This is a genomic window from Nocardioides bizhenqiangii (genome assembly GCF_034661235.1).
Lineage (GTDB): Bacteria > Actinomycetota > Actinomycetes > Propionibacteriales > Nocardioidaceae > Nocardioides > Nocardioides bizhenqiangii.
Map to the genome: position 1 here is coordinate 3,191,536 of NZ_CP141059.1, position 24,931 is coordinate 3,216,466.

26 protein-coding genes are annotated in these 24,931 nt (G+C 68.1%); 7 read left to right on the forward strand and 19 right to left on the reverse strand.

Annotated elements, in window-relative coordinates; all coding sequences use genetic code 11:
* Positions 1–23: 23 nt before the first annotated feature.
* Genes SHK19_RS15560 through SHK19_RS15570 form a run of 3 tightly spaced genes read right to left on the reverse strand, consistent with a single transcriptional unit; the run spans position 24 to position 3,207 of the window.
* Positions 24–779 carry an SDR family NAD(P)-dependent oxidoreductase gene (locus SHK19_RS15560; protein WP_322456110.1) on the reverse strand — a complete coding sequence of 252 codons (756 nt, stop codon included), beginning with the start codon at positions 777–779 and terminating at the stop codon, positions 24–26.
* A 38-nt stretch (positions 780–817) separates the two neighbouring features.
* Positions 818–1,846, reverse strand: a complete 1,029-nt coding sequence (locus tag SHK19_RS15565; protein ID WP_322936785.1) for an NADP-dependent oxidoreductase — start codon at positions 1,844–1,846, stop codon at positions 818–820.
* Positions 1,846–3,207: an aspartate aminotransferase family protein gene (locus tag SHK19_RS15570; RefSeq protein ID WP_322455903.1), complete on the reverse strand. Its 1,362-nt coding sequence runs from the start codon at positions 3,205–3,207 to the stop codon at positions 1,846–1,848. The genes SHK19_RS15565 and SHK19_RS15570 overlap by 1 nt, the downstream gene beginning before the upstream one ends.
* 86 nt (positions 3,208–3,293) lie before the next feature.
* Here SHK19_RS15570 and SHK19_RS15575 point away from each other — a divergent pair, with 86 nt between their 5' ends.
* Complete coding sequence (locus tag SHK19_RS15575) at positions 3,294–3,830, forward strand: VOC family protein (protein ID WP_322936786.1); 537 nt, start codon at positions 3,294–3,296, stop codon at positions 3,828–3,830.
* Here SHK19_RS15575 and SHK19_RS15580 read toward each other — a convergent pair.
* The 12 genes from SHK19_RS15580 to SHK19_RS15635 all read right to left on the reverse strand — a co-directional run bounded on the left by SHK19_RS15580 (position 3,814) and on the right by SHK19_RS15635 (position 15,570).
* Positions 3,814–5,217, reverse strand: a complete 1,404-nt coding sequence (locus tag SHK19_RS15580) for an aspartate aminotransferase family protein (RefSeq protein ID WP_322455905.1) — start codon at positions 5,215–5,217, stop codon at positions 3,814–3,816. The two genes, SHK19_RS15575 and SHK19_RS15580, sit on opposite strands and share 17 nt — an antisense overlap.
* A complete protein-coding gene (locus SHK19_RS15585; protein ID WP_322455906.1) occupies positions 5,195–5,977 on the reverse strand; it encodes a FadR/GntR family transcriptional regulator in 783 nt (260 codons plus the stop codon). Before SHK19_RS15585 ends, SHK19_RS15580 begins: the two co-directional genes overlap by 23 nt.
* A 128-nt stretch (positions 5,978–6,105) precedes the next feature.
* Positions 6,106–6,552: a nuclear transport factor 2 family protein gene (locus SHK19_RS15590; RefSeq protein WP_322455907.1), complete on the reverse strand. Its 447-nt coding sequence runs from the start codon at positions 6,550–6,552 to the stop codon at positions 6,106–6,108.
* A complete protein-coding gene (locus SHK19_RS15595) occupies positions 6,552–7,025 on the reverse strand; it encodes a hypothetical protein (protein WP_322455908.1) in 474 nt (157 codons plus the stop codon). The genes SHK19_RS15590 and SHK19_RS15595 overlap by 1 nt, the downstream gene beginning before the upstream one ends.
* The gene (locus tag SHK19_RS15600; RefSeq protein WP_322936787.1) at positions 7,022–8,131 is read right to left on the reverse strand and encodes a phosphotransferase family protein; all 1,110 of its coding nucleotides are present in this window, start codon (positions 8,129–8,131) and stop codon (positions 7,022–7,024) included. Before SHK19_RS15600 ends, SHK19_RS15595 begins: the two co-directional genes overlap by 4 nt.
* Before the next feature lie 26 nt (positions 8,132–8,157).
* Positions 8,158–9,045, reverse strand: coding sequence for an SMP-30/gluconolactonase/LRE family protein (locus tag SHK19_RS15605; RefSeq protein WP_322455910.1), 888 nt, complete (start codon positions 9,043–9,045; stop codon positions 8,158–8,160).
* A complete protein-coding gene (locus tag SHK19_RS15610) occupies positions 9,042–9,860 on the reverse strand; it encodes a tyrosine-protein phosphatase (protein ID WP_322936788.1) in 819 nt (272 codons plus the stop codon). Before SHK19_RS15610 ends, SHK19_RS15605 begins: the two co-directional genes overlap by 4 nt.
* A 29-nt stretch (positions 9,861–9,889) precedes the next feature.
* The gene (locus SHK19_RS15615; RefSeq protein WP_322455912.1) at positions 9,890–10,987 is read right to left on the reverse strand and encodes an ABC transporter permease; all 1,098 of its coding nucleotides are present in this window, start codon (positions 10,985–10,987) and stop codon (positions 9,890–9,892) included.
* Entirely contained in the window at positions 10,984–12,540 is a 1,557-nt protein-coding gene (locus SHK19_RS15620) for a sugar ABC transporter ATP-binding protein (RefSeq protein WP_322455913.1), read from the reverse strand. The genes SHK19_RS15615 and SHK19_RS15620 overlap by 4 nt, the downstream gene beginning before the upstream one ends.
* A 35-nt stretch (positions 12,541–12,575) precedes the next feature.
* Positions 12,576–13,406, reverse strand: a complete 831-nt coding sequence (locus tag SHK19_RS15625) for a mycofactocin-coupled SDR family oxidoreductase (protein WP_322455914.1) — start codon at positions 13,404–13,406, stop codon at positions 12,576–12,578.
* Between the two features lie 9 nt (positions 13,407–13,415).
* Positions 13,416–14,303, reverse strand: coding sequence for an SDR family NAD(P)-dependent oxidoreductase (locus tag SHK19_RS15630; protein ID WP_322936789.1), 888 nt, complete (start codon positions 14,301–14,303; stop codon positions 13,416–13,418).
* Between the two features lie 100 nt (positions 14,304–14,403).
* Positions 14,404–15,570, reverse strand: a complete 1,167-nt coding sequence (locus tag SHK19_RS15635) for a sugar ABC transporter substrate-binding protein (protein ID WP_322455916.1) — start codon at positions 15,568–15,570, stop codon at positions 14,404–14,406.
* 248 nt (positions 15,571–15,818) lie between these two features.
* Here SHK19_RS15635 and SHK19_RS15640 point away from each other — a divergent pair, with 248 nt between their 5' ends.
* Complete coding sequence (locus SHK19_RS15640; protein ID WP_322455917.1) at positions 15,819–16,439, forward strand: TetR/AcrR family transcriptional regulator; 621 nt, start codon at positions 15,819–15,821, stop codon at positions 16,437–16,439.
* Positions 16,440–16,481: 42 nt separating this feature from the next.
* Here SHK19_RS15640 and SHK19_RS15645 read toward each other — a convergent pair whose 3' ends face one another.
* Both SHK19_RS15645 and SHK19_RS15650 read right to left on the reverse strand, forming a co-directional pair.
* Positions 16,482–18,413 (reverse strand): oxidoreductase, encoded by a 1,932-nt coding sequence (locus SHK19_RS15645; RefSeq protein ID WP_322936790.1) that lies wholly within the window; start codon positions 18,411–18,413, stop codon positions 16,482–16,484.
* A gap of 26 nt (positions 18,414–18,439) precedes the next feature.
* The gene (locus SHK19_RS15650) at positions 18,440–19,558 is read right to left on the reverse strand and encodes an NAD(P)-dependent alcohol dehydrogenase (RefSeq protein ID WP_322936792.1); all 1,119 of its coding nucleotides are present in this window, start codon (positions 19,556–19,558) and stop codon (positions 18,440–18,442) included.
* A 251-nt stretch (positions 19,559–19,809) separates the two neighbouring features.
* Here SHK19_RS15650 and SHK19_RS15655 point away from each other — a divergent pair, with 251 nt between their 5' ends.
* The 4 genes from SHK19_RS15655 (at position 19,810) to SHK19_RS15670 (ending at position 23,201) form a co-directional block, all read left to right on the forward strand.
* Positions 19,810–20,895, forward strand: a complete 1,086-nt coding sequence (locus SHK19_RS15655; protein ID WP_322455920.1) for a sugar ABC transporter substrate-binding protein — start codon at positions 19,810–19,812, stop codon at positions 20,893–20,895.
* Positions 20,896–20,932: 37 nt separating this feature from the next.
* Positions 20,933–21,373 (forward strand): nuclear transport factor 2 family protein, encoded by a 441-nt coding sequence (locus tag SHK19_RS15660; protein WP_322936793.1) that lies wholly within the window; start codon positions 20,933–20,935, stop codon positions 21,371–21,373.
* Positions 21,374–21,445: 72 nt separating this feature from the next.
* Positions 21,446–22,231: an SDR family NAD(P)-dependent oxidoreductase gene (locus SHK19_RS15665; RefSeq protein ID WP_322455922.1), complete on the forward strand. Its 786-nt coding sequence runs from the start codon at positions 21,446–21,448 to the stop codon at positions 22,229–22,231.
* A 349-nt stretch (positions 22,232–22,580) separates the two neighbouring features.
* A complete protein-coding gene (locus SHK19_RS15670; protein WP_322936794.1) occupies positions 22,581–23,201 on the forward strand; it encodes a TetR/AcrR family transcriptional regulator in 621 nt (206 codons plus the stop codon).
* Positions 23,202–23,294: 93 nt separating this feature from the next.
* On the opposite strand, the gene dmpG is transcribed toward SHK19_RS15670, so the two are convergent.
* Positions 23,295–24,230, reverse strand: coding sequence for a 4-hydroxy-2-oxovalerate aldolase (dmpG, locus tag SHK19_RS15675; RefSeq protein WP_322936795.1), 936 nt, complete (start codon positions 24,228–24,230; stop codon positions 23,295–23,297).
* Positions 24,227–24,631, reverse strand: a complete 405-nt coding sequence (locus SHK19_RS15680) for a hypothetical protein (RefSeq protein WP_322936796.1) — start codon at positions 24,629–24,631, stop codon at positions 24,227–24,229. The genes dmpG and SHK19_RS15680 overlap by 4 nt, the downstream gene beginning before the upstream one ends.
* Between SHK19_RS15680 and SHK19_RS15685 the strand changes: the two genes are divergently transcribed.
* Positions 24,548–24,874 carry a winged helix-turn-helix transcriptional regulator gene (locus SHK19_RS15685; RefSeq protein WP_449867069.1) on the forward strand — a complete coding sequence of 109 codons (327 nt, stop codon included), beginning with the start codon at positions 24,548–24,550 and terminating at the stop codon, positions 24,872–24,874. The two genes, SHK19_RS15680 and SHK19_RS15685, sit on opposite strands and share 84 nt — an antisense overlap.
* Positions 24,875–24,931: the final 57 nt, after the last annotated feature.

The window sequence follows — 24,931 nt, forward strand, 5'->3', positions numbered from 1 at the left end:
CGAGCTGAGCGCGCCTGCGGATCTCAGCGTGCGGTGTAGCCGCCGTCGGCGTACACCTCAGAGCCGGTCATGAAGGACGAGTCGTCGCTGATCAGGAATGCGACGACCGACGCGATCTCCTCGCCGCGCCCGAGGCGGCCGAAAGGGGTGTTCGCCAGCATCGCCTCGTGTCGCGGGGTCCCCTCGTACCGTTCCAGCAGTTGAACGGTGCCGATGAAGCCGGGGTGCAGCGAGTTGACCCGTACGCCGGCTGTGGCCCAGTGCAGGGCAGCGTTCTTGGTGAGGGTGCGGACCGCTCCCTTGGCAGCGTGGTAGGCCGCGCTGTTGCCGAGGCCGCCCACGGTCCCCAGGATCGAGGAGATGTTGACGATCGACCCTCCTCCGGAGGAGGTGATCAGCGGGCCGAGGTGCTTGAGCCCGAGCCATACTCCGGTGGAGCCGATGGCCATGACCTGCTCCCAGTTCACCAGGGTCTCGTCCTCGACGGTCGCAAGGCTGCCGATCGCGGCGTTGTTCACCAGGCCGTCCAGGCGTCCGTACTCGCGCTGGATGGATTCGGCGACCGCGATCCACTGCGCCTCGTCGGAGACGTCGAGTGCGGCGGTCAGATGCCGGCCGGCGCCCGGAAGGTCGCTCGCCAGTGTCTTGCACGCCTGTTCGTCGAGGTCCGTGAGGACGAGGTGCGCACCTTCCTCCGCGAGCCTCTCGGCGGTTGCCCGACCGAGGCCACCCGTCGCTCCGCTGAGGAAGACGACCTTGTCCTTGATCCGCTGGTCCATCGCTGTCACGTCGTAGCTCTTCCTGCCTCTTCTGGGTGTCAGCCGATGCTGACGAGTGTCTTTCCGGTGGTGCGGCCGGCGATCATCGCCGCAAGTGCCTGCGGCGCAGTGTCGAGACCCTCGAACACGGTCGTACGGCTCACCACCTCGCCGCTGCGAAGCCACCCGGTCATGTGCCGCTGCATGTCGGCCATCAGGTGCAGGTTGCTGCTGCCGCGGAAGCCGCGCAGGGTGAGGTCCTTGGACACCGTGAGAAAGAGATTGCGCGGCCCCTTCGGCTCCGACTCGTACTCCGAGATGGACCCGCACATCGCGACGCGGCCGCTGCGGTTGAGATGGTCGAGCGCCGCTTCGAGATGGTCGCCGCCGACGGAGTCGAAGTAGACGTCGATCCCGTCAGGGGCGACGGCGTTCAGGTGTGCGGCCAGGTCGCCGTCGCGATAGTTGAAGGCCTCGACGCCGAGCTCGTCGCGCAGCCAGGCGACCTTGTCGTCGGACCCCGCGCTGGCGATCACCCGATTGCCGCTGAGCTTCGCGATCTGCACGGCCAGGCTCCCGACCGCACCCGCCGCAGCGGAGACCCAGACGGTCTCACCGCCCTTCAGCGCGTCGACTACATGCAGGCCGGCGTACGCCGTGAGCCCCATGCCGCCGAGTGGTCCGAGGAACCAGGACGGCTCAGCATCCTCGGCGTCCAGACGAGTGAGCGTGCCGACGCCCCCCAGCTGGACCTCGCCGGGATCGACCACGGCGAACTCCCGCCAGCCCTGGGCGTGCGAAACCAGGTCTCCTGGCGCGAAGCCGGACGCGCAGGAATCGACGACCTCACCGACCGCCATCACGCCATCCATCGCCTGGCCCAGCGGAAAGGCAACGAAGTAGCCGGCCGGAGCGTCCGTACGCAGCCGAATGCGGAGCCCCGGGTCGACCGACGTCCACGTGTTCCGCACCAGCACCTGTCCGGGTGCAGGATCACGGACGTCGACTTCGACGACCTCGAAGTCTTCCGGCGAGACCTCACCGACCGGATAGCGCCGGACCCGGACCTCGCGGCCCACCCTGGTCATCAGACGTAGCCCAGGTTGTGCAGGGCCTGCTCGAGCCCGCCGAGCAACGAATCGATGTCGGCCTCGGTGTGCGTCGTGCTCAGGAGGAAGGAGCCGAAGCTGAAGTGGTAGAAGCCCTCGTTCATCAGCGCGACGCCGAGGTTCGTGATCTTCTCGCTGTCGTCCTGCATCCGCGTCCGGTAGTCAACGACCGGCTCCGGCGCCCAGTGCATCGCAAGGATGTGCCCGAAACCGGTGGCGTGCAGCGGAAGGCCGTACTTCACGCCGATAGCGTCGATGCCGAGGCGGGCACGCTCCCCCAGGCTCTGCACGCGCGCGTGCACCTCGGGGGTGAGCATCTCCAGACAAGCGATCCCGGCAGCGAGCGCCGCCTGGTTGCCGCCGAACGTCGACGCCGCAGTGACCGGTGCACGGCCGCCGTTCTTGTCCGGGTCCAGCAGGTCCATCAGCTCAGTGGTGCCACCAAGAGCCGCCAGCGGCAGACCACCGCCGATCGCCTTGCTCATCGAGGTGAGGTCGGGATTGACATCGTGGTGGGCCTGCGCGCCGCCGTACGCGATCGGGAAGGTGACCACCTCGTCGAAGATCAGCACTATCCCGTGGCGGGCGGTCACCTCCCGAAGGCGCTGAAGGAACTCGCGGGTCGCGGGCACCATCCCGGCGGCACCCATGATCGGCTCGACGATCACCGCGGCCAGCTCGGAGGCCGACGCCTCAATCACAGCCTCGGCGCCGTCGGGGTCGTTGAAGGGAAACTCGAGGACGTCCTGGGCGACCCCGGGGGTGACGCCCGGCGGGATCCGGTCCTTGATGAAGCTGATCGTGGAGCTGCCGACGACCAGCACATCGGCGATCCCGTGGTAGCTGCCAGTCGCCTTGGCGAGCTTGGTGCGACCCGTGTGCGCACGGGCGAGCCGCAGAGCCAGCAGGTTCGTCTCAGTCCCGGAGACCATGAAGCGCACCCGCTCGACCGAAGGCATCCGCTCCACGAGCAGCGATGCCATCCGGTAGCTCAGGTCCCATTCGGGAGAGCCGTACTGCGAACCGAGCGGGAGCTGGCGAGAGACGGCCTCGTTGATCCGCTCGTTCGCGTGCCCGTGGATCAGCACCCAATCCCCGATGCGCAGGTCGAGGTACTCGTTGCCGTCGACGTCCCAGACCCGTGAGCCCTTGCCCTTGTTGAGCAGCACGGGGTAGGGCATCTGGTACCACATCCCGCCGGCGTGGCCGGTCGGGATCAGGTCGCGCGTTCGGTTCAGCAGCTCCCAGGACTTGCGAGTGCGGTCGAGGTAGCGCTGGTGCTCGCCGGCGTGGATAGGAACCCCGTAGGCGAGCGGCTGGGCGTTGATGCTGAGCGTCATATTGAAGTGATATCAGTTTGAGTTGAGACGTGCAATACTTGCCGAACTATTCCTCATGATATTTATCGAACGGAGCCCAGGCAACCATGACCGCACCGCAACCGGTCTTCACCGGAGCCGACCACCTCTGCGTCGTCACGCGCGACCTGGACGCCGCGATCCGTACGTGGTCGGACCACTACGGCGTGGGGCCGTGGCAGGTGTACGCGTACGACGAGTCGACGATGGAGGCGACGTACTGCGACGTCACCGGAGCACTCCCCATGCTGGCCGCGCTGTGCTCGCTGAGCGACACGTTCCGGCTCGAGGTGATCCAGCCGCTGACCCAGGCCGGGCCGTACCACGACTCCCTGGCGGCCCACGGCGACGCCGACCACCTGCACCATGTCCGGCTCGCCGCTGTCGACACGGCGGTGGCTCGGGCTGCGCTCGCCAGGCAGGGCAGAGAGGTCGTGTACGACGCGGCGTTCGCGGGAGCCGATGCCAGCGGCCCCCGTCTGCATGCCCGCTACTACGACACGGTGCCCGACCTGGGATTCCTGCTGGAGCTCTCGGAGCGCCCCGCATCATTCGCGATGCCCGACCCTGTGCGGGTCTATCCGCCGGTCAGCCCAGCTCGCTGACGAGCTCCTCGAAGACCGAGCCGTAGGCGACGATGTCGTCCGCGGTGTGGCCCAGGCCGACCATCCACTGCAACGGTCGCGCTGGGGTGGCAAACACGCCGCGATTCATGAGGTAGAGCCAGGCCAGCCGACTGACGTCCGGCGGGTGCGCTTGGCCGACGTGGGTGTGGTCGCGCGCTGGCACCCGGGTCAGCGCCACGAAACCCCGACCGCCCACCAACGCTCCGTGCCCGGCCCGGCCCGCTCGGTCCAGGGCGTGACGGCAGCGGTCGGCCAGCATCGAGCCGAGATCGCCGAGCCGCTCGTGCGCCTCGGGCGTGAGGACCCTCTCGAGGTTCTCGCGAGCGACCGCCATGGCCAGTGCGTTTCCGTTGAACGTGCCCACCTGGTAGACCCGCCGCGTCGCGACCAGGTCCATGGTCTCCTGCGAGGCGCCGACAGCAGCGACCGGGAGGCCGCCGCCCAGTGCCTTGCCCACGGTCACCAGGTCCGGCTCGACCCCGCATGCGCCGGTGAACCCGGCCGACCCCACGGCAAAGCCCGACTTGACCTCGTCGAAGACCAGCAACGTGCCGTGCCGGCGCGTCACCTCGCGGACCGCAGCCAGATATCCGGGATCCGGGACCAGCACGCCCATCTGGAAGACCGGTTCGACGATCACGCACGCGACCGCCCGGCCTCGGGCAGCGAGAGTCTCCAGTCGCGCGTCCAGCGTCTCCGCGTCGTTGAACGGAACCGCCGCGGTGAGGTCGCAGACGTCGCGTGGGATCCCCTCCCCTGCGGGCACTGACGGCAACGAGAGGGGGTCGGCTCCCCCGTCGTCGTCGCCGACCGAGACGAGGACGGCGTCGTGGTGACCGTGGTAGGCGCCGAACATCTTGACGACGACCTCACGCCCGGTGGCCGCACGGGCGAGGCGGAGCGCGTCCATCGTCGCCTCGGACCCGGTGGTCGCGAACCTCCAGCTGTGCAGCTTCCAGCGCTGGCGCAGCGCGGTTGCCACCGCCACCGCGTCCTCACCGGTGGCGCCGACGTGAGTGGCTGCCCCTGCCGCCCGGGCGATCGTCTCGGTGATCCCGGGGTGGGCGTGACCCTGCAGCATCGCGCCGAAGCCGTTGTGGAAGTCGAGCCGGCGAGTTCCGTCGACGTCCCAGACCGCGGCGCCCAGACCACGGTTGAGGTAGACCGGCCAAGGCTCCTGCAACTGGAAGGAGGACACCACGCCACCGGCGAGCACATCGCGTGCGGCGTCGTACCGGGTCCTCGATGTGGCGTTCGCGGCGGCGAAGAGTCGCTCCTCGCGGGCGATCAGCCGCTGGACGGTGCCGGCATCGATCCGATCCTCGCCGTCGGTGGTGAACTGCTCAACGCCAGTCGACGACGTCATCGATCCGACCGCCGGCCCTGGCCTCGAAGTCGTCCCACAGGTGGATGATGTGCTCGCGGGCCAGCGTCTCCGCCTTGCGGGCATGTCCGTTCGCGATCGCGCGAGCCAGCGCAACGTGGTCGTGCTCGATCTGGCTACCGGACTGGGTGAGGTCGATACGCTCCATCATCAGCTCGGTCAGGATGTGGTTGATCGACTGAAGCAGTAGGACCAGCACGCGGTTCCCGCTCAGCCTGCCGATCTCGGAGTGGAACGCGGCCGCGCTGTCGAAGACGGCCCGCGGGTCGTGGGCGAGCTCGGTGGCCAGGAACGGCTTCATGGCGTTCTCGACCTCGTCGCGGTCGTCCTTGCGCGCCACCCGCGCGACCAGGGTCGGCTCCATGTCGAGCCATGCCTCGAAGACCTCCCGGTAGGTGGCGCCGGCGACATGGAAGTACAGCGACGCAGAGCGCGCCAGGTAGGCAGCGTTGACCGGAGCGACCCGCGGACCGCCACCGGGACCGCGCCGGATGGAGATGAGGCCCTGCACCTCGAGGAGTCGCAGGCCTTCGCGGAGGGTCTCGCGGCTGACCTCGTAGACCTTGAGCATGTCCGGCTCGGCCGGGAACCGGTCGCCGACCTGGTAACCCTGACGCACCAGGTCGTCGATGATCCGGCGGGCCACCTCGACCGACGCCTTCTCCGGGGTGGCGGCCTCGCCGGAGTGCCGGTCGAAGTGCGGCCGGTACTCGATCGGAAGCCCGCCTGATCCGTTGGTCACTGATGCCCCTTCGGGTTGCACGACGCGACACCGCCGGTCGGTCAAGTCGCGGTCGTGTGACCGGGGCGCCAGAGTAGCTCCCGCCGAGCCTACCGGCGTGGGGGGGCGTGGGTTCGCTGTCCCGGTCGTCACAGGAAGGACGTTCCGGACCGAGTCTCACGCCAGCCGATCTCCATGCGCTTCTCCCGGATCAGCCACCGCCCGTACCCCCGCACGAGCCGGTCGTGGTAGCGGGCGACGATCATCGCCGCCTCGTCCGGGCGGTTCCGGGTGATCTGGTATGACGTGTGGTAGGTAAGCGCCGTGGCCTCGTCACCGTCGATGTCGACGTGGTAGATGCTCAGCAGGTGGTGCTGCCACCCGACCTCTTCGCTCTTGTCGCGGATGAAGCTCACGACCTCGTCCGCGCCCTCCATCCAGCCGCGGGCGCCGTACTTGGCGCGGGCGTCGTCGGCCAGCAGGGCGCGCAGGCTTTCATGGTCGCCGGTGTCGATCGTCGATGCGTAGCGGTAGAGAGTCTCCTCGATCTGCTCGCGATCGGTGCCCGCTGCACCGTCGTGCGTGGCCGTGGTCATCAGGTCTGGTTCTCCGATCGTCCGACGGCGACGTAGGCGCCGATGGTGGCGAGCTCGTGGTCCACACGTCCCTCGAGGAGCGACCAGGCCAAGGACCGGAGCCGTTCGTCGCCGGCGTGCGCCTGGTCTGCCGCACGAGCCAGCGCCTCGCTGGCTAGGCCGTAGTGCCGCTGCACCTCGGGATACGTCAGGTCGGCGGGCCGGGAAAGCTGCAGGGCGTGGAGCGCGTCACGGACAGGCGCGGGCAGCTCGCCCTCGACCGCGGCCTCCGAGAGCGCCGTGTCGATGCCGTCGGCCTCTTGCATCATCCAGGCGATCTCGTGATCGGCCCGCACGGCGGCCATGTCGAGCATCGACAGCATCATCTCGACCTCGACGAGCAGTGCAGGGTCGGTGAGCTCGGGCAGGACCTTCGCCCGCAGCTCGGTCGACACTGACCGCACGAGCTGGGACGTGGACGGGTTGGTGATCATCGCCCAACCTCCTGGCCGGTTCCCGACATGAGCTCCCTGATCGTGCTCATCCATGAGCTGTACATGAACGGCAGGGCGACGGCGACGTACCCGACGTTGGTGGCCTGGGTGCGCGCCTGCGCGAACGCGGTCAGCTGCTCCATGATGTCCTCGAAGCAACCCAGCGAGGCGGCGACCGTGAAGTACTTGAGGACGTCTGGGTTCAGCTGGCTGTCGGTGAGCCCCGTCTCGGTTCGATAGGTCTCGCAGACTCGGTCGAGGAACAGGCTGACGAATGGTGCGGGGTTGGAGAGCTCGGTGAACAGCCACCAGCCCAGGTCCTCGCGCGGATCGCCGACATGTGTCATCTCCCAGTCCACCGCGTAGAAGATCTCCTCGGCGTCGATGAGCACGTTGTTCGGCTGCATGTCTCCGTGGACCAGGGAGAGCGGCACGGGCTCTGGACGGTTGGCCTCGAGCCAGCCGGCGATGTAACGCAGCAACGGCACCGGTTCGGGGTACGCCGCCTCGATGGCTCGCCAGCGTTGCTCGCAGCCCGCCATGTATTCCGACCACGAGGTCGGCCGCTCGACCGAGAGCGGCAGCCTGTCCAGCCCCACGCACGTGTAGGAGGCGAGCAGCTTCGCGAGCCCGACGGCGCGCGCTTCCCACGCGTCCAGGTCGCGGTCCTCGTCGGAGACGTCCCGCCAGAGCTCCAAGGTGTTGCGTCCGGGGACCCGGTCCATGATGATCGCCGGTCTGCCGAACTCCTCGCCACGCTCGTCGATCCACCGTGGGCCCGGGACGCGCACAGTCCCCTCGGAGTGCAGAGCGGTCAGGAACCCCCATTCCCGGAGCCGATCGGTGACCAGCATCGTGGTCAGCTCGGGCGGGTCCATGCGCAACACGAACGACTCGGTGGAATGCCTGCGAGCGACCTCGAAGTACCACATCTCGCGGCTGTAGCCGCCGATCAGCCGCCGCACGCCGCGCACCCGGGCATCGCCCTCGAGCGCTCCCCGGGCAGCGAGGAACTGAGTCACGCGTTCGGTCATTTCACGCACCGCGCCATCGCCGTCCGCTACCTCGGCGCCGACGGCTGTCGGTTGTTCCAGGGTCTCCGTCATCGGTCTTCCTTCCTGTCGTTGGCTGTTCACGGCCAACCGGCGCCCGGGATGTCGACCCGCTGGAGCTCGACGCGGCCGACCCGGGACTGCGCCGGCTGACCTCCCAGGGTGAACTCGGCGTTGACGCCGTCGTGTCGTGAGGGCGAGAGCACCAGGAACAGAGTCCGGCCGTCCTCGCCGCCGAGCATGCAGGCGATGCACTCCCACGGAGCGGTGTCGATCACGTGCGTGACCTGTCCCCCGTCGACCACGCGCACGCAGGCCTGCGGCTCCGGCTGCGCCATCCAGACCCCGCCCTCTGCATCCATGCAGATCCCGTCTGGATGGTCGAAGCTGCTCGGTAGTGCCGCGAAGACCCGCTCGTTGCGGAGAGTGCCGTCGTCGTCGATGTCGTAGGCGGTCAGCCGGGCTCCATGGCTCTGCGCCACGACGAGCGTGTCGCCGTCGGACGAGACGACCGCACCGTTCGGGAACATCAGCGTGCCCGGCTGTACGGCGGCCCGCCCGTCCGGATGCACCAGGACGAGTGAGGTCGCACGGCGCACCTCCACGGGCTGACCCCGGTAGCGGTACGGGTAGCCGGCGTTGCCGACGTACGCGCGTCCGTGGCCGTCGACGACCATGTCGTTGCACGCCCCGGGACACAGCTCGCTGAGGTCTGCGTGCTCGACGAGCTTGTCGTCCTCCAGCCGGAGCAGCTTCTGCTCCAGCATCGACACCACCAGCATCCGTCCGTCCGGAAGCCAGCCGAGGCCCGACGGATGGTCGTCCAGGTCGACGACCACTTCGCTGCTGCCGTTGAGACCGACGGAGACCACGCGCTTGGCGAACACGTCGGAGAGGTAAAGCCGACCATCGTGCCAGCGGGGACTCTCACCGAAGGCGAGGTCCTCGAACAGGAGCTTGCGCGTCATGCCGGCTCGCCGCCGTCCGGCTGTACGTCGTCGTGGTGCTCGAGCAGCCGCGCCCGCACCCGCTCGAGGTCGTCCCGCGGGACCCCGGCCGGCCCGGCAAGGTAGTCGGCGGCACTGCCGAAGCGCGCCCGCAGGTCTCCGAGCAGACCGAGCATCACGCCCGGCTGCGCCTCGAAGAACGAGCGGACCCGCTCGAGATCGGCGTCCAGCTCTGCGAACCGCACCTCCAGCTCGGCCAGGAGCGGCAACGAATAGTTCTGTTGCGAGAGGGCGTAGTCATCGGCGACCGTCTCGTCATCGACGCCGAGGAAGGACAACAGCAACGCGATCGCGACACCCGTGCGGTCCTTGCCAGCCGTGCAGTGGACGACGGTCGCCCCGTCGGCGCGCGCGATCACGCGGACCACCTCACCGAACTCGGCCGGGTAGTGGGTGAGCAACGTGGTGTAGATGTCGATCATGTCGTCGGCGTCGAAGTCGGTGATCTCGCCGGCGAGCATCCGGGTCGCGATCGACTTCAGGTGAGCCACCCGCGTCCCGATCGGCAGCCGGGTGACAGCGATCCCGGACGCCGCGAACCACGACGGCGTGACCTCGGCCCGCTCGGGCTCACGTCGCAGGTCGGCAATCGCACACACGCCGAGCGACTGCAGCACCGGTACGTCGTCCTTGGACAGCTCGTCCAGCGACCCCGACCGGAACACCACGCCCGTGCGCACCGCTCGGCCGTCGGTGGTCGCGTATCCGCCGATGTCGCGGAAATTGCCGTTGCCCTGAAGCGGCACCTGCCTGTTCCAGGACGCCCTCTCGGCCATGGGACTCTCCAACGTGTCGTGGTCCTGGGTCAACGGAGCACCTCGTCGGTCGTCGGTGTGATGTCCTCGGAGGTGCGGTGTCGACCGGTCGGCTCACCATCGGTCGCGGCGGGCGTCGGGTCCGCCCCGCGGCGCTGGGTGCGACGCAGCTTGATGAGGCCGGAACGGCTGGCCAGCGTGACCGCCGCGAGAAGCGCGACACCGTTGAACATCGGCGTGATCCAGTAGACGCCGCTGGTGAACGCGAGCTGGAGCCCCTTCACTCCGAACGCCAAGACGTAGACGGCGACGAGGGTGCCCCACACATTGGGCCTCCGGGTGAACTGCGTCGCTCCGAAGAACACAGCGGCGAACGCCGGGAACAGCAGCGGCGGACCGAAGGAGTTGGAGTAGGACCCGATCTTCATGCCGTAGACGATCCCGCCGAGTCCGGCGATCAGGGCGGAGACGACCAGTGATCCCCAGACGAGCCTGTCCGTCTTGACCCCAGAGAGTCGCGCCGCCTCCGAGTTGGATCCGGTGGCGAACATGTTCCGTCCCAACGGCGTCGCCTGGAGCACGTACCAGACCACGAGAGTGATCCCGATGAGGTAGACGAACACGATCGGGACACCGGCGACGTCTCGGCGCCCGTAGCTCAAGAACTCCTCAGAGAACACGCCGGCGATCTGCCGGTTCTCCGAGATCCACAGCGAAGTCGCCCCGAGGATCTGGCTCATGCCCAAGGTGGCGATGAACGAGTTGACCTTGAAGCGGACCACCAGCAGTCCGGAGAGGAATCCGACCAGACCGCACGCCGCGATGGCGATCAGTGAGGAGACCACGGCGTCGAGCTCGGTGTTGGCCTCCAGCCAGGTCAGCACGACCAGCGAGAACGCGAGCATCGCGCCCACCGACAGGTCGAACGCGCCGACGACGAGCGGGACGAGGATCGCGATCGCCAGGATCGCGATGACGACCTGGTCGGCGGCGACCAGCCGGAAGGTGACTGAGGTCAGGAAGGTGTCGGGGATCCAGACCCCGAAGAGCACGATCACGAAGGCGAACAAGTAGAGCGCGCTGGCGCGCTGGAGGCTTGGTGGGCGCAGGCGCGTCAGCGTCCGCGCCAAGCTCGGGTTGTCGGTCACGATGCTTCCTTCGGCTCGTCGATGTCGGGGCGTACGGCGGCCTCGTGGCCCCCGTTGGTCATCAGCTGGTGGTGCTCGATCGCTTCGGGCGTGATCGCGTCGCCGACCAGGGTTCGGGCGACCTTGCCGTGCCTCATGACCACGACCCGGGTGGACAGCCGCGCCAGCTCGGTGGTGTCGGAGGAACAGAGGATCACGGCGGTGCCGGCCGCAGCGCTGCGTTCGATCCACCCGTGGAGGTCGGCCTTGGAGCCGATGTCCACGCCCTGGGTCGGCTCCTCCAGGACGAGCACGGTCGGCTCTACGCGGAGCCACCGGCCAACGATCACCTTCTGCTGGTTGCCCCCGGAGAGCTCGATCATCCGGCGCTCGGGGTCGGTCGGGCGAACGTCGAGCTGGTCAACCCAGGTGGCGACATGGCGGCGCTCCGCCCGGTAGTCGAAGCGACCGTGGCGCCAGAAGTCACGCAACCGGCTCAAGGTGAGGTTCTCCCGAACGGTCCCGTCAGTGATGACCGCGTGCCCCGCTCGATCGACCGGCACGGTGCAGAGTCCGGATCGGGTCGCCGCGGCCGGATTTGCCGCCGGGATGGTGCGTCCCTGCAGGCTGACCACGCCACCCCGACGCGCCCGACCCGACAGCAGTCCGGCCATCTCGTCGCTTCCCGAGCCGACCAGACCCGCGACGCCGAGCACTTCCCCCGCGCTCACCTGCAGGTCGACGCCGTCCACGACGTCGCCGGACAGGGCACGGACGGTGAGGAGGACCTCTCCCAGCGGCTCGGAGGTCATGTCGTGCTCGACGAGCTCGCGGGTGAGCCGGCGCCCGAGCATCAGCTCCACCAGGCGGTCATGGTCGAGGGCTTCGATCGGCTCCTGGCCGACGAGCTCTCCGTCACGGAGGACCGAGACGCGGTCGGCGATCTGGAGCACCTCGTCGAGGTGGTGGGAGATGTAGAGGATCGCCGTTCCCCGATCGGCGATGCGGCGCATCGCGTCGAAGAGGGTGCGTGCGTCGTCGCGCGGCAACGACGATGTCGGCTCGTCGAGGACGAGGAGCGGGACGTGGGACATGTCGTCGAGCGCGCGGGCGATCGCGACCGCCGTACGCTCCGGCGCCGTCAGATCAGCGACCTTCGCCTCAGGTGACACTCGCTCGAAACCGATCGCCGCGAGCGCCGCCGCCACCCGCGCGCGCTCCTGTCCAGGGCGGAGGCGTCCCACACCGCGGGTGGACCCCACCATGAAGTTTTCCGTCACCGACATGTCGTCGACCAGACCGAGGTTCTGGTGGACGAACCGGAGCCCCGCCGTCCTCGCGGCGTCACTCGAACCGAGCTCGAAGGGCTGACCGTCGACCTCCGCGCTCGCGCCGGGATCGGGCTCGAAGAACCCGGAAAGGATCTTCACCGTGGTCGACTTGCCGGAGCCGTTCTGGCCCATCAGCGCATGGATCTCACCGCGGCGGATCTCGAGGTCGAGATCACGGAGCACAGTCGCGGTCTCGAACGTCTTCGACACTCGGGAGAGACGGACCGCGGAAAGGCTGTTCACGACGTTCGGGTCCGAGGGAGCCACTGCCGCGCACATCAGCGGACCAGCATTCCGGCATCGACGGGCAGGGTCACACCCGTGACGTAGCGCGCCTCGTCGGAGGCCAGCCAAAGCACCGCGTTGCTGACGTCCACGGCCTCGATCATGGGGACGTCGAGCGCGTGCCGCCCCTCCATCAGCCGCTGCATGTCCGCGAGCGTCGGCTCGTCCACCTCGGGCAGGTAGCGGCGGAACGCAGCCTCGTTCATCGTCATCGCGGTGCCGACCATGGTCGGGTGCACCGAGTTGACCCGGATGCCGAACCGTCCGGCCTCGGAGGCGAGGCTCTTCATCAGTCCGACGACGCCGTGCTTCGACGCTGCGTAGTGGGAGATGCCGGGCCCGGACTTGAGTCCGTTGACCGAGTTGACGAACACGATCGAGCCGCCGCGGCCGAGCTCGATCATGGCAGGCAGACAGGCTTTCGCGGTGTGCCAGCTACCCGTGAGGTTGACGTCCATGACGTCACGCCAGGCGTCTTCGCTCAGCTCCCACGACGGCCCGAAGGAGGCGATGGCTGCGTTCGCACAGACGATGTCGAGAGTCCCGAAGTGATCGACCGCAGTCGACGCTGCTCGTTGGAGCGCCTCCAGGTCCCGGACGTCTGCCTCGAGCGCCACGACCGAACCGCCCGCCTTCTCGACGAGCAGGGCTGTCTCGGCGAGGTCCGCCTGGGACGCCAGCCCGGTGCTGGCGTTGTCGATGTCGCGACAGATGTCGAGTGCGACGATCGCGGCGCCTTCCTCGGCGAGCCGGATCGCGTGACTGCGTCCCATGCCGCGCGCAGCCCCGGTTATCAGGGCAACCTTGCCCTCGAGTCGGTTCATCACAGTCCTTCAGGTTGTCGCTGGCCGTCGGCCACGCAGGTCGGTGGTGGGGTCCCAGCCCCAGGGCAAATCCAGCTCGCGGGCGGGGGCGCGGAGCATCACCGGGTGGTGGGGCCACACGGCGACGCTGTCGCCGGACCGCCCGCGTGCCCCCTCGGCGAGCAGCTCCACCAGGATCCGACCGACCGCTGCCGGGTCGAGCCACGCCGCGGCAAGGTCGGCGGACAGCTCGTCGTCGGGCCCGAGGCCGATATGTGCACGTTGCATCGGCGAGTCGGTGGCGCCCATGGACAAGGCGTTCACCCGTACGCCGTGCGGACGGAGCGTCATCGCCCAGGTGCGGGTGATCCCCCACAGTGCCCATTTGGACGCGTCGTAGATATCCATTCCGACCGACCCGGGCCGCCGGGGTTGCTCCGCCCAGGGGCATTCCGGAGCCTCGGTGTGATCCACCGGCACCGGCCACCAGCAGGTGTGCACGTGGTCGGTGACCACGTTGACGATGTCACCGCCCTGTGCGAGCAGGTGCTGAGCGGCGGCGCGGACGCAGAGAACAGCACTCAGAAGGTTCGCCTCGAGCATGCGCCCGAACAGCTCAGCCGTCCCGTCGACGCCGTCGAGAGGCGTCGAGCGCTCCGCGATGCCCGCGTTGTTGACCAGGAGGTCGAGGCCTCCGAGCCACGCGGTAGCGCGGTCGAACACGTCGACAACGTCCTCCTGCGTGGTGAGATCGGCCCGGAAGCCACGCAGTTGCCCATCGTCGTGGTCGGCGACATGGGTGACGTCGATGGTCGCCACGCGGGCGCCAGCAGCCGCCAGCGACCGTGCGAATGCCCGGCCCAGGCCTCCGGCTCCTCCGGTGACGATGGCTCGTCGACCAGACAGTGGCTGCGTCATCACCGTCCACCACCTCCTGCTCTCGATCTGTCTGCGAATCCCGTCGCCAGGTGCGGCTGGCGATGAGCCAGCCAGCCGCACCCGTTCGAGGACGAGACGCTCACCCGACCTGCCAGAGCGCCTTGAACTGGTCCTCGAAGTCCTTCGGCCCGAGCCATTCGGAGTCGTCCGGGAAGACCGACGGCACGTTGGTCTTGTCCGCCACGGCCAGTGGAGCGAAGGCGTACGTCGCCGGGTCGATGTCCTCACCGGCGTCGAGACGCAGCATCGCGTCCATGACCATCCAGTACACGTAGTACTGCGCGTTCAGCGTGCCGGCGTCCATCCCTTCGCCCTTGGCGATGTTGGCGAGGTCGACCGGGCCGGCACTGGCTGTCATCAGTCTCACGTTCTCGGCCAGGCCCGCGGCTTGGAGCGCCTCGTAGACGCCGGTGCCGAGGTCGGTGAACCCGAAGAAGATGTGGTCGATGGTCGGGTCGGACTGGAGCGCCGAGACCACCTGCGACGGGATCGACCCGTTGCCCATGTCGGCCACGCTCAGATCGAGCTCCTCATACTGACAGGTCGAGCAGGCCTCCTCGATGTGCGCGGTGTTCGCGTCGGAGGTGGCCTTCATGATCGGGATGTCCGGCAGCGTGACGTAGAGGATGTTCGCCGTACCACCGGAGTTGGCAATCGCCCAGTCGAGCGCTGCTGGGTAGATCTGGTCTACCCACTCGGGCCCAGCCGCCGAGACGTAGATCCCGTTGCCATCGGCGCCTTCGGCTGGATCCGTCCCGTAGCTCACCATGACCGGGATGCCCGCTTCCTTGGCCTTCTCCACAGCCTCACCGGCAGTCGCGAGCGAGAGCGCGGCGCCCACGATGTAGTCGGCCTTCGCGGAGATCGCCTGCTCGACGCCGGCCGAGAAAGCCTGGGCGTCGGTCGGGTCGAGCAGGACAGTGGTGAGCTCCCACCCGACGGCCTCTGCCGCGGCTTTCATCCCCTCCTGGGCGACCTGGGTCGTCGGCAGGTTGAGGACCAGGAAGTGCACGGACTTCCCCGTTGCCGGCTTGGCCGGCAGGGGCTCAGAGACATTGATCGCGCCGGAGTCGACCAGGTAGTCCTCCAGCCTGGTCGCAGCCGCGTCCGCGGCCTCGATGGCGGCGGGGTCGTCCTTGCTCGCCGCGCCCGGATCGTCGGAGCCGCCGCAGGCGACGGCACCGAAGACGAACGCCAGGACGGCGGCAGCGCCGCAGGTCCGGCGAATGATCGGATTGTTTCTCATGAGATTCCTCGTTCGGGATCGGGTCAGATGTCCGGCCGACGGGCACGTCCCCGTGGAGTCTGTGACTGGCGTCACCGTCGGCAAGCATCGCTAGCCAACACCCTGGGAAGTGCTCCGGTCAAGGATTTCTCATGATAAATAACCGAAGTGAATCCGACTTGGCTCCGGTAGGCTCATGGCAACCGCCCCTCTCGGAGCGAAGCGGTTGCGCGGCTGACCTGCGCGACCGGGAAACTGGAAGGAGAGCCATGCAGCCGTCCATCGCTCCACGCACCGAGAGCGCCCGGTCCAAACGGCCCGCGATCGTGGCCGCCGCAATCGACCGCTTCGGCAGGGACGGCTACGAGCACACGAAGTGGGCTGCGATCGCCGACGACGTCGGGATCGGACAGACCGCTCTCTACCACTACTTCGAGTCGAAGGCGCACTGCCTTCTGACCATCATGCGCACCGAGCTCACGCAGTCGCTCGAGCGGTTTCAGCGCACCACCAGCACCGAGGAGGACCCCGCCGAGGCGCTGCGCCTGGCGGTCCTCACAGCCTACGAGGGCAGTGCGCGGGACGCCCTGCAACGACGAATCCTGCAGAACCACGTCGACCTGCTCGGCACTCCCAGGCCGTCGCAGAAGGAGGAGGAGCAGCGTCAGAAGGCGCGCGCACTCGTCCGCGAGATCGAGGAGGCCTGGACCGACCTCATCGCTCGCGGAGTGCAGAGCGGGGCCTTCCCCGAACGTGATCCGCAAATGTCCGCGCGGATGGTGCTTGCGCTGATGGTCGGCGTGTGGCGCTGGTACCGACCGGGCGGCAAGTACGAGCTCGACAAGATCGCCATCCTGACGTCCCAGGCGGTGCTCCGCGTCGTCGTCTAGAGCTACCGCGGCACACCAGCCACGCCACTTGGACCTACTCATCTACACGACGGCGCCGGCACGGTAGCCCTCCAGGATCGCGTGGCCGAGACGCCGCGGGGACACCGCGTCGCCTACGACGTACATCTCGGTGTCAACCTGGTGTCGGCCGACGCGGTAGAGCTCGTCGACGCTTCGGCGTCCCGCGTTCCACACGACCACGTCGGCCGGCAGCTCGCTCGTCCGGCCACCGACCGTCGCGACGATGCGGACGTGTTCGTCGTTGTGTCCCTGGACCCGGTACCCGGGATAGAGATCCACGCCGGCGGCGTCGAGCCGGCGAAGTAGTGGGCCCAGGCTCTCGTGCGGGATCCGTACGCCGATGCCGGCGGCCGCGGTGACGAACGAGACGTGCGCGCCGGCGAGGGCGAGCTTCTCGACCGCGTTGAACGCGGGCCAGAAGCCTTCGCCCTCGTCGAAGACGACAGCATTGCTGCCCTCGGCGATCGGCGTCGAGCGGTCGAGCACCGACTCGACCGTGACCGCGCTCTTGAAGTCGGCAGGGGCGAGGATCGGCGAGGAGCCGGTCGCCACGATGATGCTGTCCGCCTCTCCCGCGACCTCGACGAGGTCGTCCAGGTGGATCTCGGCACCAAGGTTCACGTCGACCCGCAACCGCTTAAGCTCGCGGCTGAGGTAGTCGACCGCGTCGATGAGAGTGCCGCGGTGAGGAGCCGACGCCGCAGCGTTCAACTGGCCGCCGAGGACGCGGTCGCGCTCGAAGAGCACCACGGAGTGACCTCGCTGGGCCGCCACCCGAGCGGCCTCCAGTCCCGCCGGACCACCGCCCACGACGTACACGGTGCCTGGGTGCTCGGCCGTGGTGAATACCTCACTGCTTCGGCCGATCTCCGCGTTGACAGCGCAATGCAGGTGCTCGTCGAAGGAACGGCAGTCCTGGTTGATTCCCAGGCAGGTTCGGATCTCCGCCACCCGACCCGCGAGCGCCTTCCTCGGCAGGTCGGGGTCCGCCAGGAGGCCGCGGGCCATGCCGACCAAGTCGGCGTTCCCGGCACGCAGCACGTCCTCGGCCGTGTGCGGATCGCGGATCCGCTGGGCGACCAGCGTGGTCAGTCCGCTGGCTGTCTTGACCTTTGCCGCCGACGGCGCCGCGACCTTGTCCGGGTGGGTGCCGTCCTTGACGTAGGCACCTCGGACTCCGTGGGTCACGCTGACGTAGTCGACGGCCCCAGTCTCCGCGAGCAGCTCGGCGAACCGGCACGCCTCGTCGGTGTCGATGCCGTCCGGGATCTCCTCCTCGGCGGACATCCGCACGCCGAGCGTGAAGTCGTCCGAGCAGCTCTCCCGGATCGCGGCGATGAGCTCCTTCAGGAACCTGAATCGGTTCCGCAGGTCACCGCCGTATGCATCGGTACGCCGGTTCGCCGACCGAGACATGAACTGGGCAATGAGGTAGCCGTGCGCTCCGTGCAGCTCGACTCCGTCGTACCCGGTGATCTCGAGGTTGCGGGCGGACTTCGCGAACGACTTCACGATCCGGGCGATGTCGTCCGTCTCGAGCTCGCGGGGGACGAACACGTCGCGCGGAGACAGCACCGACGAGGGGCCGACCGGCCAGGTCACCGGCTCGGACCCGAGGAGCTCGCGGCCGAGGTGACAGAGCTGGCCGAAGATCTTGACTCCTTCGGCGTGCACAGCGTCGGCCCGTTTCGCAAGCGAGGGAAGGGCGTCCTCGTTGTACGACTCGACGAGGTACCGGGCGCGCGCCGTGCCACCGGGGTCGGCCATCATCGCCCCCGTGACGATCAGTCCGACGCCGCCGCGTGCGATCCGCGCGTAGTGGGCGTGGTCCTCCTCGAGAGAGACGCCCCGGTGGACGATCGAGGTCCCGGCCGCGGTTGCGACGAGCCGGTTGGGCAGCACATGGCGACCTACGGTGATCGGCGAGAACAGGTGCGGAAACTCCGAGGACACGCTCCGATCCTGAGCAGCCGAGCCCGTCATGATCCATCTTCCTTCCGCAGTTCCTCGACCTGGACAAGTGCCGCGTCGCGAACTGCGACGAGCCGCCCGGTGATACCACCGTCGCGAAGCCGCGTATAGGCCTCCGGCACGGCGCCGAACGGCACCACCTCGACGACCGGGTTCAGCAGGCCCTTCTCGGCAAGCTCGACCACAGCGACCAGGTCGTCGCGCGACCCCCAGAACGGCGCGCTGACTTGCCAGCCCAATGGGAGGGTCATTCCCTTGCCGACGGCGATGCTCCCCCGCGCGCCGCCGACCACCACGAGCCGGCCGCCGGGCGTGAGCGCGTCGGCGCCGAGCCGCATGGTGACGTCGGAGCCAACGAAGTCGAGGACGACATCCACCCCGGTCACTCCGGTGCCTGCCGCGAGCTGCGCAAGCGCTTCCCCGACCGACGTGGCGGTGTGGTGGGCGCCGAGCGTCGCTGCGAGAGCGCAGGCCTCGGGACGCGCGTCCACCGCGACCACGCGGCTCGACGTCGTGGCGCGCAGGATCTGAACGGCCAAGTGGCCTAGCCCGCCGACCCCGATCACGAGTGCCACAGAGTCTGCGACGAGTGCGTCGCCGTGTTGGCGGATCGCGTGGTAGGCCGTCAAGCCGGCGTCGGCGAGGGGGGCGAGCGATGTCGGTGGCACGTCCTGGGCGGGAACGAAGTGGCGGCCGTCGGGCAGGAGCACGTAGTGCGCAAGACCGCCGTCGTGCCCGAGGCCGCAGCCGACACGACCCTCGAGAGCGACACAGTAGTTGTCGAGGCCGCGCAGGCAATTGTGGCACTCGCCGCACGACCACACACCGTGCACCACGCCAGCCTCTCCGACGAGCGTGCCGTCGGCGTCCTCCCCGACTGCGAGGACGCGGCCGGCCACCTCATGACCCAACGTCAACGGCAGGTCGTACGGCAGCACGCCCTCCTCGCAACCCATCACGAAGAGGTCCGAGTGGCACAAGCCGACCGCGTGCACCTCGACGAGGACCTCGCGCCCGCGCGGCATTTGAACCGGGACCTCGACGCGTTCGACGCCTTCTCCCCAGCCGAGAAGCTGGTACGCCGCCATCGTGGTCCCGCCCGGTCTCCGCGGGGGTTGCGCTGCCATGCCTCGCCTCTCGGACTCTGCGTGCCGAATCGTCATCCTCATGAGGATTATAGATCATCATGAGGATTCTGCCCTGTCCAGATCTCTGTCTCGGACGAGCGCAATATTTATCATGAGAATTACTTGACCTGAGTTTGGTTTACCGCTTGACTCAGCGAGCCATGAGATGCACGTCACATCAAGGAGCACACATGCACATCGCACTGACCAGGACTCGGGCAACGTTCGCTGGGCTCGTAACCCTGGCCGCAATGGCCGGTTGCTCCAACGCGATAGAACCCGGCGCCGACGGTGGTGCCGTCGGCACCGCTGCCCAGGTGGCAAGTGACGCCGCGAAGCGACTCAGTGACAACGAGACGCTTCCCACGACGATCGGGATCACGGAACCCCTGGGCGAGGCACCTGCCGCATCGAGGACGGTCTATTGGATTGCCCCGAACATCGAGGTCATCCAGGCGCAGACCGAGGGATTTGAGGATGCCACCGACACTCTGGGCTGGACGCTCGTAACCCTTCCCGTCGACAGTGCCGACCCGCAGGCGTACGCATCGGCGATGAAGCAGGCCGTGAGTCAGAACGCTGACTTCATCGTCGCCTCGGGCGCATCGGCCGACGTGTACGGCGACGGGCTCGACGCCGCGCGGAGCGCGGGCATTCCGGTCATCGACGAGTACAGCACCGACGAACCCGGCGGCGAGGACAACGGCATCTATGCGAACGTCGGCGGCACCGCCTACGTGGAGGAACAGGTCGGCGCCCTCGCCGACTGGGTGATCGCTGACTCCGGCGGCACGGGGAAGGTCGCGTTCGTCAACATCCCCGACTTCCCGATCCTGAAGGCCGCCGGAGAGGCGGTGTCGGCCCAGCTGGCGACGTGCGCGGACTGCACTCTGGTGCCCATCGACGCCTCCGTCGCAGATCTGACCGGTGGCGGGATCCCGCAGCTGGTCGTCTCCACGCTGCAGTCGAACCCGGACGTGGAGTACGTGTACCTCTCCTTCGGCGACCTCTACTCAGGACTCGACAGCGCTCTCGAAGGAGCAGGGCTCCGCGACAAGGTCAAGGTACTGACCGCGACACTCAGCCCGTCACAGAGCGCCTTGGTCGCCTCCGGCGAGATCGCAGCAGGCGTCCCCAATCCGCAACGCTATGCGTCCTGGGTGGCGGTGGACGCGATGCTTCGCCTCGATCAGGGGATGGAGATCGACCAGGACGAGCACACGCTCCTTCCCGTCCCGATCTTCACCCAGGACACGGTCCCGTCGCCGCCGGGTGAGTGGGCCGGCCCGGAGGGCTATGAAGCACAGTTCGCCGCCCTGTGGTCGCTTGAGCAGTAGTCCCCTGATCCAACAAGAAGCCGTCAAGAGGAGTGATATGTCCTACACAGCAGAGCAGTTGAGCGACCTGGAAGAGATCCGGCGCCTGTCCGCCGTCTACGCACGCGGGCTCGACCGCTTCGACATGGAAGAGGTCATGCAGATCTTCGCTGTCGACTCGGTCTTCGATGCGACTCCGGTCGGGATGGAGGAGTACAAGGGCGTCGATGCGATCCGCGACTTCTTCGTGCACAACCAGGAAGTGATGAACGACCAGATGCATCTGTTCGGGAACTTCGTCATCGACCTCGAAAGTCCCACCCGGGCCCGCGGGACGAGCTACCTCTTCCAGGACGGGCACCTCAAGTCCGGAGCTCAGGTCACCACCTCGTGCCTGAACGAGGACGAGTACGAGAAGCGCGACGGGCAGTGGTACGTCGTGCGCCGGGCCTGCATCGGTCTGATGCCGATGGTCGGCAACGACTCGTACCAGGAGTAGTCCCCGGTCCGGGGCTGGCCCGGACGGTCGGGTCCGGGTCAGCCCAAGGCACCCAACAACGAGAGGCACACCATGAGCAAGAAGCTGGACGGCAAGGTAGCGGTCATCACGGGGAGCACGCGCAGCATCGGCAGGGCGATCGCGGAGGACTTCCTCGCCGAGGGCGCGTCCGTGGTGCTGAGCGGACGATCCCGCGAAAAGGGAGCCCTGGCGCTCAAGGAGCTGGACGCCGGTGATCGCGCGCACTTCGTGGTCAGCGATGCGTTGGAGCAGGACCAGGTCGAGAACCTGGTCGATGAGTCGGTCAAGCACTTCGGGGCGGTCGACATCCTCGTGAACAACACAGGCGGATGCGACGGCTTCGCGCTCATCCACGAACTGTCGGACACTGCATGGAACCGGGCGATCGACTGGACGCTGAACTCCGCGTTCTGGGCGACACGTCGCGCCCTGCCCGGCATGCTCGAACGCGGCTGGGGACGGGTCATCTGCATCTCGTCGGTCGAGGGCAAGCGCGCCAGCCAGCCTGCGATCGGCCACTACATCACCAGCAAGCACGCATTGAACGGGTTCGTGAAGGCCGTGGCCGTTGAGTACGGCGCCCAGGGCGTCACCGCGAACGCGATCTGCCCCGGAGCGGTGGAGACCGACAGCATGGCCGTCGCCGGCCGCCAGGCAGCAGAGGCCGCAGGGATCAGCTATGAACAGTTTCTCGCTCAGTACGCTGGCCAGGCCATGACCGGCAAGCTGAATACCGTCGACGAAGTTGCCGCCGTCGCCACTTTGCTCGCAAGCGATGCCGGGGCGGGGATGACCGGCGGGCTCATCAACGTGGACGGCGGGACCAGCCCCTGGTGATCGTGTCGCAGTGAGTCGTTACGTTCACAGCCTCTGCTGACGCGGACGATGACGAGACCACCACCGGACCAACGACCGCCTGTGCCAGGTGCGTGCGGTTGTAGGCGACCACGATCGCCGCGCGGCGGGGCTGAACAGCCTGAGGCGTGGAATAGGGCGAGCTTGAGCCGTTACCCAGATCCAGCAGCCTCTCCTCCAGGTCCATCAAGGCGAAGTAGAGCCCACGCCGACGGAGGAACCCTCAGCCACAGCGGCACCACGACGAGCCGCGGCGTGCCGTACTTCAATCTCTGTGGTCGTCGGCGTCAAACGCAGCCGTGCCGACCTTCAAATGCCGTAAGGAGCGCCCATGAATCCATCGATCGCGACTCGCACCGACAGCGTCCGCTCCAAGCGGTCGGCGATCGTGGCTGCTGCGATCGATCGCTTCGCCAGCGACGGGTTCGAGCACACGAAGTGGGCAGCGATCGCCGGAGACGTCGGCATCGGCGAGGCCACCCTGTATTACTACTACGAGTCGAAGGCGCACTGCCTGCTCACCATCATGAGGACGGAGCTCACGCGATTCCTGGAGCGGTTCCAGCGCGCCACGGGGCCGCTGGAGAACCCAAATGAGGCGCTGCGCGTCGCGGTGCGGGCCGCGTACCTAGGCGTTCCGCGGGACGCCCAGCCGCGGCGGATCCTGTGCAACCACCTTGACCTACTCAGCGCACCGCGGCTCTTGGAGAGCGAGGAGCGCGAGCGCCGCCACTCGAGAGCGCTCGTGCGCGCCATCGAGCAGGGATGGGCAAGCCTCATCCGGCGCGGGGTCGAGAGCGGCGACTTCCCTGCCCGCGACGCCGACCTTTCCGCACGTCTGGCGCTCGCCCTGGTTGTTGCAGTGTGGGGCTGGTATCGCCCCGATGACCAATACACTCTCGACGAGATCGGCCTGTTCACCTCGGAGGCGGTACTCCGTCTGGTTGCGTAATCGTGGACCGCCATATCCAGACCGGCCCGGTAAGTGGCCTGGTGGTTGACGCCATCCCGCCGCGACCGATGTCTTGGAGCTGGGTGGCTGTCCTTAATCCGCGAGCGATTCGGGATCTTCGGCGAGAAGGGACCGGTGCAGACCGTCGAAAAAGTCAGCGTCGCGGCAGCGCACCCCGGCGTACCCGAGGGTGAGGGTCTCCCGGTCCACTCGGACCGGCCGGTCCTGAAGCGGACGAACGATGTCGTCGGCGGCGTCCTGAAGCTTGAACAGGTCGCAGCCGTGCTTCAGACCGGTGATGTCGGCGACGGCGATGAATGCCTCGAGCGGGCAGTTGCCGGCACCGGCGCCATGACCGGCCAGCGACGCGTCCACCCGACGTACGCCGTTCTCGACTGCCACCACCGAGTTGGCGACCGACAAGGAGAGGTTCTCGTGGGCGTGGATACCGATCTCGGTCTCGGCATCGAGGACGTCGCGGTAGGCGCGGACCCGGGCGGCGACGTCGTTCATGGTCAGCCGACCGCCCGAGTCGGTGACGTAGACGCAGTGCGCGCCGTACGACTCCATCAGCTGTGCCTGCCTGGCAAGCTCCTCCGGCGGCGCCATGTGGGAGAGCATCAGGAATCCGGAAACGTCCATTCCGAGCTCGCGGGCGGCGGCGATGTGCTGGGCCGAGATGTCCGCCTCGGTGCAGTGGGTGGCCACGCGGACCGAGCGGACGCCGAGCGCGTAGGCAGTCTTCAGCTCGTGGATGGTGCCGACGCCGGGCAGCAGCAACGTGGTCAGCCGCGCCTTCTTCAGCACCGAGGCGGCGGCCTCGATCCACTCCCAGTCGGTGTGGGAACCGGGTCCGTAGTTGACGGAGCCACCCGCGAGTCCGTCACCGTGGGCGACCTCGATCGCGTCGACGCCGGCGTCGTCGAGCGCGGTGACGACGCGCTGGACGTCGTCGGTGGAGATCCGGTGCCGGACGGCGTGCATGCCGTCGCGGAGGGTGACGTCCTGGACGAAGATCTCGGTGCTCATGCGCTGGCTTCCTGGGCATTGGCCCTGCGGGCCGCGATCCGCTCGGCGACCTGGAGGCCGGCTGAGGTCATGATGTCGAGGTTCCCGGCGTAGGCCGGAAGGTAGTGCGCGGCGCCCTCGACCTCGAGGAACACCGAAACCTGGTGCGTCGGGCGGCCCTGCGAGCCGTCGGCGAGCAACGTCTCGACCGGCTGGTCGTCCGGGATGGCGATGATCTGCACGGCCTGCTTGAGCCGGTAGCCCGGAACGTAGGCCGCCACGTCGGCCACCATCTTCTCCACGCTCTGGCGGATTCCCTGTCGCGGAGGCTCGGCGCCCTGGTCGATGCCGGACTCCTCGAACGGCGCCGTTACAACGAACGCCCTCCGCGCGACGAGTACGTGCTCACCGAAGCCGGGCACGCCTTCCGCCCCGTGCTGACCGCCCTGTATGCGTGGGGCAACCAGCAGTACCACCCTGAGGAGGTCAACGTCCGTCTTGTCGACGCCGAGACCGGGGAGGACGTGGATCCGGTCCTGGTGGACCGCTCGACCGGCAAGCCGCTGGACGACGAGCACACGGCATTCCTGCCCGGACCGGCTGCCGACGATCGGCTCCGGGCCGTGCTCGAGCGTCGCGCAGATCGCGCAGATCGCGCATCGTGAGTCAGGCAAGCCAGCGGGGCAGAGGCGGCTGATCCGCCCCCAGCCTGACCGGTCGCC